This window comes from Brevundimonas sp. (genome assembly GCF_965279155.1).
Lineage (GTDB): Bacteria > Pseudomonadota > Alphaproteobacteria > Caulobacterales > Caulobacteraceae > Brevundimonas.
In genome coordinates this window covers 3254296-3267517 of record NZ_OZ257138.1, presented here as the reverse complement: position 1 = coordinate 3267517, position 13222 = coordinate 3254296, and the positions used below count along the sequence as shown (strand labels likewise).

The 13222-nt window shown below is 65.6% G+C and carries 17 protein-coding genes; 11 read left to right on the top strand and 6 right to left on the bottom strand.

The window, feature by feature from the left end; all coding sequences use genetic code 11:
• Window positions 1-33: 33 nt before the first annotated feature.
• Together ACQY72_RS15935 and ACQY72_RS15930 are read left to right on the top strand one after the other, a co-directional pair.
• Window positions 34-627 (top strand): nitroreductase family protein, encoded by a 594-nt coding sequence (locus ACQY72_RS15935; protein WP_428154788.1) that lies wholly within the window; start codon window positions 34-36, stop codon window positions 625-627.
• 68 nt (window positions 628-695) lie between these two features.
• A complete protein-coding gene (locus tag ACQY72_RS15930) occupies window positions 696-1463 on the top strand; it encodes an EAL domain-containing protein (protein ID WP_428154786.1) in 768 nt (255 codons plus the stop codon).
• Here the strand turns inward: ACQY72_RS15930 and ACQY72_RS15925 are convergent.
• Window positions 1422-2309 carry a DUF817 domain-containing protein gene (locus ACQY72_RS15925; RefSeq protein WP_428154785.1) on the bottom strand — a complete coding sequence of 296 codons (888 nt, stop codon included), beginning with the start codon at window positions 2307-2309 and terminating at the stop codon, window positions 1422-1424. The genes ACQY72_RS15930 and ACQY72_RS15925 overlap by 42 nt on opposite strands.
• 101 nt (window positions 2310-2410) lie before the next feature.
• On the opposite strand from ACQY72_RS15925, the gene ACQY72_RS15920 reads away from it, so the two are divergent.
• Window positions 2411-2893 (top strand): hypothetical protein, encoded by a 483-nt coding sequence (locus tag ACQY72_RS15920; protein WP_428154784.1) that lies wholly within the window; start codon window positions 2411-2413, stop codon window positions 2891-2893.
• 27 nt (window positions 2894-2920) lie between these two features.
• On the opposite strand, the gene queF is transcribed toward ACQY72_RS15920, so the two are convergent.
• Window positions 2921-3382, bottom strand: coding sequence for a preQ(1) synthase (queF, locus tag ACQY72_RS15915; protein WP_428154783.1), 462 nt, complete (start codon window positions 3380-3382; stop codon window positions 2921-2923).
• Between the two features lie 106 nt (window positions 3383-3488).
• On the opposite strand from queF, the gene ACQY72_RS15910 reads away from it, so the two are divergent.
• The 6 genes from ACQY72_RS15910 to ACQY72_RS15885 all read left to right on the top strand — a co-directional run bounded on the left by ACQY72_RS15910 (window position 3489) and on the right by ACQY72_RS15885 (window position 6804).
• Window positions 3489-3890, top strand: a complete 402-nt coding sequence (locus ACQY72_RS15910) for an endonuclease domain-containing protein (RefSeq protein WP_428154781.1) — start codon at window positions 3489-3491, stop codon at window positions 3888-3890.
• A 340-nt stretch (window positions 3891-4230) separates the two neighbouring features.
• Window positions 4231-5163: an NAD(P)H-dependent flavin oxidoreductase gene (locus tag ACQY72_RS15905; protein ID WP_428154780.1), complete on the top strand. Its 933-nt coding sequence runs from the start codon at window positions 4231-4233 to the stop codon at window positions 5161-5163.
• A gap of 38 nt (window positions 5164-5201) precedes the next feature.
• The gene (locus ACQY72_RS15900) at window positions 5202-5918 is read left to right on the top strand and encodes a TorF family putative porin (protein ID WP_428154778.1); all 717 of its coding nucleotides are present in this window, start codon (window positions 5202-5204) and stop codon (window positions 5916-5918) included.
• A 174-nt stretch (window positions 5919-6092) separates the two neighbouring features.
• Window positions 6093-6305 carry a cold-shock protein gene (locus ACQY72_RS15895; RefSeq protein ID WP_008260450.1) on the top strand — a complete coding sequence of 71 codons (213 nt, stop codon included), beginning with the start codon at window positions 6093-6095 and terminating at the stop codon, window positions 6303-6305.
• Window positions 6306-6347: 42 nt separating this feature from the next.
• The gene (locus ACQY72_RS15890; RefSeq protein WP_167762545.1) at window positions 6348-6521 is read left to right on the top strand and encodes a hypothetical protein; all 174 of its coding nucleotides are present in this window, start codon (window positions 6348-6350) and stop codon (window positions 6519-6521) included.
• Between the two features lie 25 nt (window positions 6522-6546).
• Window positions 6547-6804, top strand: a complete 258-nt coding sequence (locus tag ACQY72_RS15885; protein WP_135195276.1) for a hypothetical protein — start codon at window positions 6547-6549, stop codon at window positions 6802-6804.
• 2 nt (window positions 6805-6806) lie between these two features.
• On the opposite strand, the gene ACQY72_RS15880 is transcribed toward ACQY72_RS15885, so the two are convergent.
• From ACQY72_RS15880 to ACQY72_RS15865, 4 genes are read right to left on the bottom strand one after another with little or no spacing between them, the layout of a single operon-like run.
• Window positions 6807-7967 (bottom strand): cystathionine gamma-synthase, encoded by a 1161-nt coding sequence (locus ACQY72_RS15880; RefSeq protein ID WP_428154776.1) that lies wholly within the window; start codon window positions 7965-7967, stop codon window positions 6807-6809.
• Entirely contained in the window at window positions 7967-8404 is a 438-nt protein-coding gene (locus tag ACQY72_RS15875; protein ID WP_428154775.1) for a DUF2442 domain-containing protein, read from the bottom strand. The genes ACQY72_RS15880 and ACQY72_RS15875 overlap by 1 nt, the downstream gene beginning before the upstream one ends.
• Entirely contained in the window at window positions 8401-8628 is a 228-nt protein-coding gene (locus tag ACQY72_RS15870) for a DUF4160 domain-containing protein (RefSeq protein ID WP_428154774.1), read from the bottom strand. The genes ACQY72_RS15875 and ACQY72_RS15870 overlap by 4 nt, the downstream gene beginning before the upstream one ends.
• A 10-nt stretch (window positions 8629-8638) precedes the next feature.
• Entirely contained in the window at window positions 8639-10039 is a 1401-nt protein-coding gene (locus tag ACQY72_RS15865) for a pyridoxal-phosphate dependent enzyme (RefSeq protein WP_428154772.1), read from the bottom strand.
• A gap of 118 nt (window positions 10040-10157) precedes the next feature.
• Here ACQY72_RS15865 and rnr point away from each other — a divergent pair, with 118 nt between their 5' ends.
• Window positions 10158-12473 (top strand): ribonuclease R, encoded by a 2316-nt coding sequence (gene rnr / locus ACQY72_RS15860; protein ID WP_428154770.1) that lies wholly within the window; start codon window positions 10158-10160, stop codon window positions 12471-12473.
• A gap of 43 nt (window positions 12474-12516) precedes the next feature.
• Window positions 12517-13221, top strand: a complete 705-nt coding sequence (locus ACQY72_RS15855) for an NUDIX hydrolase (protein WP_428154769.1) — start codon at window positions 12517-12519, stop codon at window positions 13219-13221.
• Window position 13222 lies beyond the last annotated feature (1 nt).

Below are 13222 nucleotides of genomic sequence, written 5' to 3'. Positions count from 1 at the left end.
GCGAAGACGCGGATGAAAGCCTAGCTAGACGGCATGGTCGCGCTCAACGAACCCCTGCCCCTGCCTGTTCCGTCACAGGCCTTTCTCGACCGGCTGGCGACGCGCCGTTCGGCCCCGGCCCAGGCCCTGGTCGCGCCCGGCCCGTCCGAGGCGGAGCTGGAGCAGATCCTGACCCTGGGCGCCCGCACGCCGGACCATGGCAAGCTGTTCCCCTGGCGGTTCGTGGTCATGGGGCCGCAATCGCGCGCCGAGATCGCCGAGCAGCTGGCGGTGCTGGCCGAACTGAACAACCGGCCGGCCAAGGATCAGGCGGTCCTGGCCAAGCTGACCGCCGCGCCGCTCACCATCCTGGTCATCTCGACCCCCGTTCCCGCCGCCAAGCCGATCTGGGAGCAGCAGTTGTCGGCCGGCGCCGTCTGCATGAACCTGGAACACGCGGCCGCCGGCTTCGGCTATGCGTCCAGCTGGATCACCGACTGGTACAGCTACGACCCCCAGGCCACGGCCCTGTTCGGCCTGACAGACGGTGAAACCGTCGCCGGCTTCATCCATATCGGAACCCTGACCGAGCCGCCTCTGGAGCGCCCCCGCCCCGACATGGCCGCCAAGGTCACGCGCCTGCCCTAAGCGGAGCAGTGGCGGATATTAATCTTTCCTCCCTAACATCAGCGCCTTAACTGGAGACGTGGCGGCCGATGTCCTGTGTGGGTTGTAAAGATGGGGCCGGGTTCGACCTGCCCATCACCATGGCGTTTCAGCCCATCGTCGATGTCGCGAACCAGACCGTCTTCGCCTACGAGGCCCTTGTGCGCGGCAAGGACGGCCAAGGCGCCGGCCATGTTCTGTCGCAGGTCTCGCCCGACAATCGCTACGCCTTCGACCAGGTCTGCCGGACCACCGCCATCGACCTGGCGGCCGGTCTGGACATGACGGCCGACGGCGCCAACCTGTCGATCAACTTCCTGCCCAATGCAGTCTATGAGCCGCGCGCCTGCATCCGCGCCACCCTGGCGGCGGCGATGCGCACAAACTTCCCGCTGAACCGGATCATCTTCGAGTTCACCGAGAGCGAGGCGATGGACGCCGCCCACATCCTGAACATCCTGCGGTCCTATCGCGCCATGGGGTTCAAGACCGCCATCGACGACTTCGGCGCCGGCTATGCGGGCCTGGGCCTGCTGGCCCTGTTCCAGCCAGACATCGTCAAGCTGGACATGGCCCTGATCCGCGACATCGACACCGATCTGGTCAAACGCACCATCGTGCGCAACACCCTGAACATGCTGCGCGACCTGGGCGTCGAGCCGGTGTGCGAAGGGGTCGAGACCCTGGCGGAACACGACGTCCTGCGCGACCTGGGCGTCACCCTGATGCAGGGCTATCTGTTGGCCAAGCCGGCCGTCGAGGCCCTGTCGCCCGTCTCATGGCCCCGCGCGGCCCAGCCCCTGGCCCACACCGCCTGACGGTTCTTCCTCCGGCCGGTGGACCAGCGACACCAGCACCACGGATATGATCATCAGCAGGAACCAGCTGCCCAGCTTGGCCAGGGACACCATCTCCCACCCCGCCTCCTGCCCCGGATAGACCCAGGCCCGCCCCAGTGTGCCCAGGTTCTCGGCGAACCAGATGAACAGCGCGACCAGCCCGTATCCCAGCAGCAACGGCATCGACCGCCTGCGCCGGTCCGCCGTGAACCAGAACCACCCCCGCCCGAACAGCAGCACCGTCGCCGCGAACAGCGCGATCCGCACGTCCGGCAGCCAATGGTGGGCGAAGAAGTTGACGTAGATGGCCGCCACCAGCACCCAGGTTGTCCACAGCGGCGGATACCCCCGCACTCGGATGTGAAAGATGCGCTGCACCCGCGCGATATAGCTGCCCACCGCCGCATACATGAAGCCCGAGAACAGCGGCACCGCCCCGATCCGCAGCAGACTGTCCTCGGGATAGATCCACGATCCGTGCGCGGTCTTGAACAGCTCCATGATCGTCCCCGCCACATGGAACAGGAAGATCACCCGCGCCTCCTCCCAACTCTCCAGCTTGAAGGCCAGCATCGCCGCCTGGATCAGCACCGCACCGACCGCCAGAAAGTCGTAACGCGACACCGGCGCCTGATCCGGCCAGAACAGGAAGGTGCCCAGGATCAAGCCCAGCATCAGCCCCCCGAACAGACACGCCCACCCCTGCTTCAACCCGAACCACAGGAATTCGTAGGCATAGCGGCGCGGACGGGATTGGTCGGCCCAGGTCTCGGCCCGCGTGAGGTGGCGGCGGCCCCAGGCTTCGAGGGGAAGGCGAGCGGTCATTGCACCTCCGACAAGCCTCGGCATTGCATGCAGTTTGTAGCTGAGATTTTTTCGCCTTAAGCGAATTGTCGCGCCATATAAATCATTGCCCAGAGGTCGATATGAACGCTGAAGAAAAACTCACCAAACTTTACGAGACTGAAATAGCTAACGCCACTTCACATGCCAATGACGTCGCGAAGCGTTGGCTTGGAACGTTGGGTATAGGTAATGGAGCTGCTCTTCTTGGGGGCGCAACGCTCGCTGCACCGAAAGAAAACACCATCCTTCTTTACCAGCTTATTCCGTCAATGTGGCTATTCTTAATTGGCGTCGCTGCGGCTTTTGCAGCTTTTGGCTTCATAGGATCTGCATGGAGACATGACGAAAATAGCTGGCGACATTCAGACACCAATAACACGTGGGAGCGCTTGAAGAAGATTGAAAATGTGGACGAAAACATAGTCGAAAGCAAAGCTAAAAAAGCTGAACGATCCAGACAATGGGCTGTATATCTTACAATATTGTCCTGCATAACTTTCCTGATTGGTGTCGTATATCCTCTTTTCAGATTAACCATTGCAGCAATGCATGGAAACCTTTGACTGCCAGATCTCAATATTAGGGAGCCCTCACCCCCGCCCGCGATACGTCGGCACACCTTGATCCGGCAGCCACAGCCCCTCGGGCGCCACGCCCGTCTGCCAGAAGACGTCGATGGGGATGCCGCCACGAGGATACCAATACCCCCCGATCCTCAACCATTTCGGCTCCAGCAGGTCCGCCAGCCGCCGGCCGATGGCGACTGTGCAGTCCTCGTGGAAGGCGCCGTGGTTGCGGAAGCTGGTCAGGTACAGTTTCAGGCTCTTGGACTCGACCAGCCATTCGCCCGGCGCATAGTCGATGACGATGTGGGCGAAATCCGGCTGGCCCGTCACCGGGCACAGGCTGGTGAACTCGGGCGCCGTGAACCGGGCCAGATAAAGCGTGTCCGCATGCGGGTTCGCCACTCGCTCCAGCACGGCCGTCTCGGGACTGGTCGGGGCGGCGGTCTGGGCGCCGAGCTGGCTGAGGGTGTCGGTATAGTGGGTCATGCGGGGCATTTAGGCGCTTGCGACGCGTATGAAAATCCTCCCCCATCGGGGGAGGGGACCGCGAAGCGGTGGAGGGGGCCGGCCGCGCACACGGTCGGGGACGCAAATGACCTATGCACCCAAGTCGACCGTCGCCCGCGCCCGCGCGTTGCGCCGTGAGATGACCCTGCCCGAGGTGCTGCTATGGCAGCAGATTCGAGGCAGACGCCTCGACGGAATCCGTTTTCGCCGCCAGCACCCCATCGGCCCCTACATCCTGGACTTCTATTGCGAGGACGCCCGGCTGGCGGTCGAGGTGGACGGCGACAGCCATGCCCAGCCCGACGCCGTCGAACACGACAGACGCCGCACGGAATGGCTAAACCTGCGCGGGATCACCGTCGTTCGGATCGCGGCGCGGGACGTGTTGGGCGAGATGGCGGCGGCGGTGGATCATCTTCACCGGCAGGTGCGCGATCGGCCCCCTCCACCGCTACGCGGTCCTCCTCCCCCGACGGGGGAGGAATAAGACGCGCCACCCATCCTTCTTCCCGAAAACTTTAGTCGCCGTTTCAACGACCTGACGACCACCAGCGTCAATCGACCGCCCGCCCTCGCAAACGCCCATACAATGCGCGGTTTCAGCCAGGAGGGCGAAACGTCGGCCTCACGAAGCCCAACCCCGCACGCCCAAATTGCACTTCCTTGCACATTGCACTCCATTCCCGCGTGCAAGCGCAATTTCAACTCACCCCCGAGATTAGACGATTGAGACTCTGTTTTTCGCCCCACCGTCTGAAATCCCCGCGATTGCCTTCCCCGGCGACAGCCCGCTAAGCGTAGCGAAAGAAAACCAAGGAGAGACGCCCGTGGCCATTCCCGCTTCGCTGCAAAAAGGTCTGATCCTGCCGATCATTTCGGCGCCCATGTTCCTGGTCTCCGGGCCGGATCTGGTGGTCGAGGCCTGTAATGCGGGGGTGATCGGCACCTTCCCGTCGCTGAACCAGCGCACGACCGAGGGCTATCGCGACTGGATTCACGAGATCAAGGGCCGGCTGAAGCCTGACGCCGCCGCCTTCGGCGTCAACCACATCGTCCACCCGACCAATCCCCGGCTGATGGCCGACATGATGGTGTCGGTCGAGGAGAAGGTGCCGCTGATCATCACCTCCCTGGGCGCCGTCCGCGACGTGGTCGATGCGGTTCATGGCTATGGCGGTCAGGTCTTCCACGACATCGCCAACATCCGCCATGCACGCAAGGCGGCCGAGGCGGGCGTCGATGGCTTGATCCTGGTCGCCAACGGCGCGGGCGGCCATGCTGGGATCATCAACCCGTTCGCCCTGGTCAATGAGGTCCGCAGCTTCTTCAAGGGGACCATCATCCTGTCGGGCGCCCTCTCGACGGGGCAGGATGTGGCGGCCGCGATGATGCTGGGCGTCGACTTCGCCTATATGGGCACCCGCTTCATCAACACGACCGAGGCCATGGCCCCGCCCGCTTACAAGCAGATGGTGATCGACAGCGGCGCGACCGACATCGTCCACACCCCGGCGGTGTCGGGCATCCCGGCCAACTTCATGAGCAAGTCCTTGATCGACAACGGGATCGATCCGAAACACCTACCCGAGCACAAGCTGGACATGGGCGACGAGGCCAAGGCCTGGAAGACCGTCTGGTCCGCCGGCCAGGGCGCGGGCGCCATCCACGACGTCCTGCCGACCGCCGAACTGGTCGCGCGCCTGCGTCAGGAGTTCGCTCAGGCCACGGCCGAATTCGCCATCAAGACCGGAGCAGTCTAAAGGCGGCGCCAATCTGCATTTCGCGCGTTGGAGCCGCCATGATCCGCACCACCGTCCTCGCCGCCCCCATCGTCGCCCTGCTCGCCGCCGCCCTGGCTGCACCCGCAGCGGCCCAGTCCGCCTCAGGCGCGTCCGCCTCGCGCAACGCCTGGTCGTTCCTTGCCGGCGTCGGAACGGAAAACCGGTCCAAGAACATTTCCAAGTCAGGCGGGGACGGCTACGCCTTCGGATCGGCGATCTGGGAAAGCGCCGACGGCCTGTTCTACGCCGGCCCCGGCTTCGAGACGGTCCAGGCGGGCGGATCCAACGTCGAGGCGGAGTTTATCGTCGGCTATCAGCCCGAGGCCTTCGGCTACAGTTTCGATTTCAACGCGGCCTATAAACACCGCGTCGGCGCCCAGGCGGGCTACGACGAGATCGGCGTGGAGTTGACCGGCAACGTCAGCCGCTCCATCGGCCCCGCCAGCGCGCGCCTGCAGGTGCAGTATTCGCCCGACGCCCCCGGTTCGACCGACACCTTCACCTGGGTCGAGGGCCGCGTGGGCTGGGACTTCACCAACCGCCTGGAAGGCACGGTCGCCGTCGGTCGTCGCGAACAGGACGGCGCGCCCGACTACACCGGCTGGAACGCCGGCGTGACCTATGCGGTGACGGACACGCTGGACCTCGACCTGCGCTACTACGATACCGACGCCCACACCTTCGGCGAACAGTACGAAGACGCCCTGGTGGCCCAGGTCGCCTACGCCTTCTGAGCCCGCGCCTTGCTTAAAGGGCGCTGGAGGCCCATATAGGGTCTGTCGATCTCTCTGCGTAACGCCGCTGCTCCCTTTGCATCACGCACCGAGGTCCAAAAGCCGATCCCATTCAGACCCGACAGGCCGACCAGGGATCCCTCCCTGCGGTCAACGCCAGACGGAGGTCTCCAAATGGCTACCGGCACTGTAAAATGGTACAACCCCACCAAAGGCTACGGCTTCATCGCTCCCGATGACGGCGGCAAGGACGTCTTCGTCCACGCTTCGGCCGTCGAAACGTCGAGCGTTGGTTCGCTGAACGAAGGCCAGAAGATTTCCTACGAAATCGAACGCGACTCGCGCTCCGGCAAGGAATCCGCTGGTCGCCTTACGGCGGCAGAGTAGGACACGCTTCTCAACACGCACGCCATCGCTTTTGATGGCGTCGTGACGAAGCACCTTCCTCTGGGCGGCCGCAAGGTCCGCCTGGACAACGGCCACGTCGTCTCGGTCCTGCCCTCGCTCGGTTCGCCTAAAGGCCTATCCCTGCTGGGCGACCGCGTCGTGGTCGAGATCGCCTTCAATCAGCTAAAGGGCTGGCGCCTCGCGCGCCGGCCCTGAAGCCCGTTCCATCAGGACGTGACCCATGACGACCCTCGCCGAAAAAATCCCGACGATGACCGACGCCGACCTCAACAGCCTGCGCGCCAACGCCACGCGCCTGGCCGAAACCGGCGCCTCCACTCAGGTGATGGCCGCCGCGGATATCCTGCCTGTGATCGACACCGAGATCGCCCGCCGCGCCGCCCTGCCCAAGGCCGCCAAGGCGCCGGTGAAACGCGCCGCTCCCAAGAAGAAGCTGCCGCCCGTCACCGGCCACCAGACCGCCCTACCCTCCAGCTGAGATCAGCCCAGGGCCTGATCCAGATCCGCGATCAGGTCCTCGACGTTCTCGACTCCGACCGATAGCCGGATCAGGTTGTCGGTCACGCCGCCCGCATCGCGGACGTCCTTCGGCACGCTGGCGTGGGTCATGATCGCCGGGTGGTTCACCAGGCTCTCGACCCCGCCCAGCGACTCCGCCAGGGTGAAGACCTCGACCCGCTCCAGCACGCGCTTCGTGCGCTCCAGGTCGCCTTCCAGAATCACCGTCACCATCCCGCCATAGCCGCCGCTCATCTGGCGCGCGGCCAGCTCGTGCTGAGGGTGGGCGATCAGGCCGGGATAGATGACCTTCTCGATCCCCGCCCGCGTCTCCAGCCAGCGCGCGACGGTCAGAGCGTTCTCGCAATGCGCCTTCATCCGCAGCGCCAGGGTCTTCAGGCCCCGGTTGGCCAGGAAGGCGTCGAACGGCCCCATGATGCCGCCGACCGAGTTCTGCAGGAACTTGATCCGGGTCGCCAGGTCGGGATCGGCCGTCACCAGCACCCCGCCGATGATGTCCGAATGGCCGTTCAGGTATTTGGTCGCCGAGTGCATCACCACGTCCGCGCCCAGGCTCAGCGGCTGCTGGCAGAAGGGGGTGGCGAAGGTGTTGTCGACGATCAGCAGCAGGCCATGCGCCTTGGCCACCTTCGAAAGGGCGGCGATGTCGGCCAGCTTCATCAGCGGATTGGTCGGCGTCTCGACCCACAGCATCTTGGTCTTTGGCGTGATCGCCGCCTCGACCGCGGCGATGTCGCTCAGGTCCACATAGGCGAAGTCCAGCCCCATGGTGCGCCGACGCACCCGCTCGAACAGCCGCCACGAGCCGCCGTACAGGTCATCGCCGGTGACGATATGATCGCCCGCGTCCAGCAACTCCAGCGCCGTCGAGGTCGCCGCCATGCCCGAGCCGAAGCCGAACCCGTGCGTGCCGCCCTCAAGATCGGCGATACAGGCCTCGAAAGCCTCCCGCGTCGGGTTCTTGCCCCGCGCGTATTCATAGCCCTTGTTCACGCCCGGGCTTTCCTGGGCATAGGTCGAGGTGGCGTAGATCGGCGTCATCACCGCACCCGTGGTCGGGTCAGGATGCTGTCCGGCATGGATGGCGCGGGTGGAAAACCCTTGGCTGTTCTTCTTGGTCATCAAGCGGCTTTCAACGCGTCCCAGCCCCTGCAGGCCAGTTGAATGGATCGTGGCACCGTGGCGCCGGTCGAATATTTGACGACGCTTGGTCGCGTAATGCCCAAGGCTTGCGCCGCCGCAGCCGCGGAGAAGCCGTTTCTAAGCCGCCACTCCAGGAAGGCGCGCGTGTCCTCCCGCCCCCAGGCGGACAGGCAGTCCAGCCACAGCGAGTCCGCTCCGATCTCGATATCGCCGGGCCAGACCAGGCTCTGGCCCCAGTCGCCGATCTGGACAGCCTGGAACACGGCGCCCTGACGCAGCGGCGAATAGGCGTCGTCCTCCAGCACCTTGCCCAGGTCGATGGTGGCTTCCTGGTCGTTGCTCCAGCGGACATCGAGACGAGACGTGCCCGACACCTTGGCCGACACCAGCGAATGTTGCTCTTCCTCGCCCATCATGGGTTCAGCTCGTTCCATTTGCTCAACAACTCGGCCTGACGGTCGCCTGCCCACGCGATCGCCGCCGCAAGGGACTTGGGATCATAGGCGCCTATGATCACCTCCAAGGTGGCGATTGCAACCGAGCAACGCCAGCCTCGCCCCTCGACATGGAAGTGTGGGACGCCGTGATCGCGCCCATACACCGCGATCTTCCAGGCCGGCGCGCGATGCAGCGTCACCATCGATGGCGCCTCAGCGGTTCAGGCTGAGGTGGTTGATCAGGTCGGTGCGGGTGATCAGGCCGACGAACCGTTCGCCGTCCAGCACGATGGCGACGCGGTCGCGGTCGAACACGGGGATCAGGGCGTCCAGCGGCTCCTTGACCTGAAGCGTGTCCAGATCGCGAGTCATGGCCGAGGCCACCGGCTTGGCGAACCGTTCCTTGCGGGTGATCTCGTCTGTGTTCATCACCTGGATCAGGTCGCTCTCGTCCAGGATGCCGACCAGCCGGCCGTCCTCGATGATCGGCAGTTGAGACACGTCGGCGCCCTTCATCCGCTTGAAGGCGGTGTCCAGGGTGTCGCCCGGTCCGGCGACGACCACGTCGCCCTTCTCGTATTTGCGGTTGATCAGGTCCGACAGGTCGCCGTGCAACTCGCGCTCGCCCAAGCCCTGATCGGCCAGCCAGGCGTCGTTATAGACCTTGGACAGATACTTGGCCCCGGTGTCGCAAACGAAAGTGACGCAGGTCTTGGCTTCCGTCTGCTCGCGGCACCAGCGCAGGGCAGAGGCGATCAGGGTGCCCGACGACGACCCCGCCAGGATGCCTTCCTTCAGCAGCAGCTCGCGCGCCGTGGCGATCGCCTCTGCGTCCGGGATGGAATAGGCCTTGTCGATCAGGCTCATGTCCGCCGTGTCGGGCACGAAGTTCTGGCCGATGCCCTCGACAGTATAGCTGCCGTCCGGTCCCGGCACGCCGTCGTTGACGATGCCGGCCAAGGTCGAACCCATCGGGTCGGCCAGGATGATTTCAGCCTTGGAGCCGACACTTTTCAGATAGCGCGCAACGCCGGTGATCGTCCCGCCCGAGCCGATGCCAGCGACGAAGGCGTCGATGTCGCCGCCCGTCTGCTCCCAGATCTCCGGCCCCGTCGTCTTCACATGGGCGTCGGCGTTCGACTGGTTGGCGAACTGGTTGACGTAATAGGCGCCGGGGATGGCCTGGGACAGGCGCTCGGCCATGTCGGTGTAATATTCGGGGTGTCCGTGCGGCACGTCCGAACGCGTCAGGCGAACATCGGCGCCCATGGCCCGCAAATGCTGGATCTTTTCCTTGGACATCTTGTCCGGAATGACCAGCAGCACCTTATATCCCCGCGCCCGGCCGACCAGGGTCAGCGCCAGGCCCGTATTGCCCGCCGTCGCCTCGACGATGGTGCCGCCCTCCTTCAGCCAGCCTTCCTTTTCGGCCGCATCCAGCATCTCGACCGCGATCCGGTCCTTGATCGAGCCGCCGGGGTTCTGGGATTCCAGCTTCAGCAGCAGGCGGCACTTGCCGGTGTCGATCTTCGTCACCTCCACCATCGGCGTCTTGCCGATCAGATCCAGCGGCGACTTCACGGTCGCGCTCAGGGCGGGGGCATGCAGGGACATCGAAGACTCCATTCGGGGACGGCGGAAGCTGAAGCCCCGCATTCACTCGGTCAACTCACGCAAGATTTGACCTCCCAAGATTTACTCAAGAGCGCGGTTCCGCGCTACGAAAGACATAATGACCAATTCATCCAAGAGGCCGCCCGCCGGCCTGCCCGACAAAGACACCCTCCTCGCCTTCCTGCGCGAGGCCGGATCGGCCGAGAAGACCGACATCGCACGCCATTTCGGGCTGAAGGGCGGCGACCGCCGGGCCCTGCGCGAAATGATCCGCGAGCTTGAAGAAGAAGGCCGACTGGGCAAGCGCGGCCGCAAGGGCTTTTCCGAAGCCGGCGCCCTGCCCCCCGTAGGCGTCGCCGATGTGACCGAGCGCGACGGCGACGGAGAACTGTATGTCCGCCTGGTCGAGGCCAGCGCCGACGCGCCGCGCGCCATCCTGATGCCCGACAAGTCCAAGCCCGGCCCCGCGCCCGGTCTGGGCGACCGTGTGCTGGTCAAGTTCCAGCGCGGCGCCGAGGGCTGGGAAGCCCGGCTGATCAAGAAGCTGGACGTGGGCGCCAACCGCGTCCTGGGCGTCATCCGCAAGTCCGCGCGCGAGACGCGTGTCGAGCCGGTCGACCGCCGCTCAAAGGACGTGCTGCTGGTGCCACAAGCCCAGTCCGGCGACCTGCGTGACGGCGACCTGGTCCTGGCCGCCATCGAAAAGGGCGAGCAGCGGTTCGGTCCCAAGCGCGGCAAGATCCTGGAGCACATCGGCAAGGAGGATGACCCCCGCGCCGCCTCCCTGATCGCCATCCACGCCCACAGCATTCCGACGGGCTTCTCCGAAGCCGTCGAGCGCGAAGCCGAAGATCAGGCCCTGCCGACGCTGAAGGGCCGCGAGGATCTGCGCGAGGTGCCCTTCATCACGATCGACCCCGCAGATGCGCGCGATCACGACGACGCCGTCTATGCGGCGCGCGACGAGGATCCGAAGAACGACGGCGGCTGGATCGTGTGGGTCGCCATCGCCGACGTCGCCGCCTATGTCCGCCCCGGAACCCACCTGGACCGCGAGGCGCGCGACAAGGGCAATTCGACCTATTTCCCCGACCGCGTCGAGCCGATGCTGCCCGAAGTGCTGTCGAACGGCCTGTGCAGCCTGAAGGAGGGCGAGAACCGCGCCTGCCTGGCCGTCCGGATGGTGTTCGACAAGGACGGCCGAAAGACCGGCCACAAGTTCGTGCGCGGCCTGATGCGGTCGCACGCCAAGCTCAGCTACGAACAGGCTCAGGCCGCCATCGACGGGCAAACGGACGACGCCACCGGCCCGATCATGGAGGCCATCCTCTATCCGCTGTGGAACGCATATCACGCCATGCTGAAAGGCCGGCTGAAGCGCAGTCCGCTTCAGATCGAGTCGGCCGAACGCCGCATCCGTATGGCCCCGGACGGCGGCATCGCCTCCATCGAGAAGCGCGCCTCGCTGGAGGCGCACCGGCTGATCGAAGAGATGATGATCCAGGCCAACGTCTGCGCCGCCGAGACGCTGGAGCAGAAGAAGACGCCGCTCATTTACCGCATCCACGACACGCCCAGCCAGGAGAAGATCTTCAACCTGGCCGACTTCCTGTCCACCATCGGCAAGCCGTGGAATAAGGGTGAGCCGGGCACAACCAAGCGGTTCAACAAGCTGCTGGACGAGACTCGCGACACCGAACATGCCGACGTCGTCAACGAAGTCGTCCTGCGCAGCCAGATGCAGGCGATCTACAGCCCCGAGAACATCGGCCACTTCGGCCTGAACCTGGACCGCTACGCCCACTTCACCTCGCCGATCCGGCGCTATTCCGACCTGATCGTCCATCGCGGCCTGATCCGGGCGCTGAACCTGGGCAAGGATGGACTGACTGACCGCGAGATCGCCGAACTGCCCGCCATCGCCGAGGGCGTCACCATGACCGAGCGCCGGTCGATGGCGGCCGAGCGCGACGCCATGGACCGCTATATCGCCGCCTATCTGGAAGAGCATGTCGGCGCGACCTTCACCGGCCGGATCACCGGCGTGACCCGCTTCGGCCTGTTCATCCGGCTGGACGAGACCGGCGCGGACGGCCTGGTCCCCGTCTCGACCCTGGGGACCGAATATTTCGCCCACGACGACCGCGCCCACGCCCTGGTCGGCGAACGCACCGGCAAGCGGTTCACCCTGGGCCGCAACGTCGAGGTCAAGCTGATGGAGGCCACCCCCGTCACCGGCGGCCTGGTGTTCGAAATGCTGAGCGAGCCCGAAGCCCGCGACCCCAACGCTCCGGCCCCGCGCTATGGCGTGCGTGGACGCGGCGGCGACGGCCCGCCGATGCGCGGCAAGAACCGCCCCGGCGGTCCCAAGCCTGCAAAGGGCGGCCGTCCTTCGGGCGGCCTGAAAGGTGTGCGCAAGGGCAAGCGGAAGTGACGCAAGGCCTCCGCCGAATCCTCCCCCACGGGGGAGGATTGTCGTGACTGCCCCCTTCGACGCTGCTCAGGACCTGGCCGACGCCCCGCGCGTCGGCGGCGGCCAACGCCCGAAGGACGCCGCGACGCTGATCCTGACGCGGGGCGGATTGCGGCCCGAGGTGCTGATGGGAAGACGGGCGCCGGGGCATGTCTTCATGGCGTCGAAATGGGTGTTTCCGGGCGGGCGCATCGACCGCAGCGACTTCAACGCCGCCGCGACAGGCGCCCTGCCCTCCGATGTTGTGCGGCGACTGGAAGGCGAACTGCCGGCCCGCCGAGCGCGCGCCCTGGCCCTAACGGCGGTGCGCGAGACCTTCGAGGAGACCGGACTGATTCTGGGGCGGCCCGCGCCGAGCGCCTCAGTCGCCGGACCGTGGCGGGAGTATCGTCAGGCGGGCGCCCTGCCCGATCTGTCGGTCCTGTCCTACATCGCTCGCGCCATCACGCCGCCGGGCCGCACGCGACGGTTCGACGCCCGGTTCTTCATGGCGCCGGCCGAGGCCCTGTTGAGCCCTGAACCGACCGCCGGATCGGGCGAACTGGACGAGATCGCCTGGCTGCCGCTGGATGAGGCGCGCGCGCTGGACTTGCCCGCCATCACCCGCTTTGTGCTGGGGGAGCTGGCGGAGCGACTGGAACATCCGAACCGCCCCCTGCCCTTCGTGCGGATGGTGCGAGGCCGCCACACGGTCGAACACAGGGACTGAC

What these genes read in the sequence shown, in the direction of transcription:
- queF (WP_428154783.1), bottom strand. Translation starts at nt 3,382, where the DNA reads ATGACCCACTATACCGACACCCTCAGCCAGCTCGGCGCCCAGACCGCC.
- rnr (WP_428154770.1), top strand. Translation starts at nt 10,158, where the DNA reads ATGACCAATTCATCCAAGAGGCCGCCCGCCGGCCTGCCCGACAAAGAC.
- ACQY72_RS15920 (WP_428154784.1), top strand. Translation starts at nt 2,411, where the DNA reads ATGAACGCTGAAGAAAAACTCACCAAACTTTACGAGACTGAAATAGCT.
- ACQY72_RS15925 (WP_428154785.1), bottom strand. Translation starts at nt 2,309, where the DNA reads ATGACCGCTCGCCTTCCCCTCGAAGCCTGGGGCCGCCGCCACCTCACG.
- ACQY72_RS15880 (WP_428154776.1), bottom strand. Translation starts at nt 7,967, where the DNA reads ATGACCAAGAAGAACAGCCAAGGGTTTTCCACCCGCGCCATCCATGCC.
- ACQY72_RS15885 (WP_135195276.1), top strand. Translation starts at nt 6,547, where the DNA reads ATGACGACCCTCGCCGAAAAAATCCCGACGATGACCGACGCCGACCTC.
- ACQY72_RS15900 (WP_428154778.1), top strand. Translation starts at nt 5,202, where the DNA reads ATGATCCGCACCACCGTCCTCGCCGCCCCCATCGTCGCCCTGCTCGCC.
- ACQY72_RS15935 (WP_428154788.1), top strand. Translation starts at nt 34, where the DNA reads ATGGTCGCGCTCAACGAACCCCTGCCCCTGCCTGTTCCGTCACAGGCC.
- ACQY72_RS15865 (WP_428154772.1), bottom strand. Translation starts at nt 10,039, where the DNA reads ATGTCCCTGCATGCCCCCGCCCTGAGCGCGACCGTGAAGTCGCCGCTG.
- ACQY72_RS15875 (WP_428154775.1), bottom strand. Translation starts at nt 8,404, where the DNA reads ATGATGGGCGAGGAAGAGCAACATTCGCTGGTGTCGGCCAAGGTGTCG.
- ACQY72_RS15895 (WP_008260450.1), top strand. Translation starts at nt 6,093, where the DNA reads ATGGCTACCGGCACTGTAAAATGGTACAACCCCACCAAAGGCTACGGC.
- ACQY72_RS15930 (WP_428154786.1), top strand. Translation starts at nt 696, where the DNA reads ATGTCCTGTGTGGGTTGTAAAGATGGGGCCGGGTTCGACCTGCCCATC.
- ACQY72_RS15870 (WP_428154774.1), bottom strand. Translation starts at nt 8,628, where the DNA reads ATGGTGACGCTGCATCGCGCGCCGGCCTGGAAGATCGCGGTGTATGGG.
- ACQY72_RS15910 (WP_428154781.1), top strand. Translation starts at nt 3,489, where the DNA reads ATGACCTATGCACCCAAGTCGACCGTCGCCCGCGCCCGCGCGTTGCGC.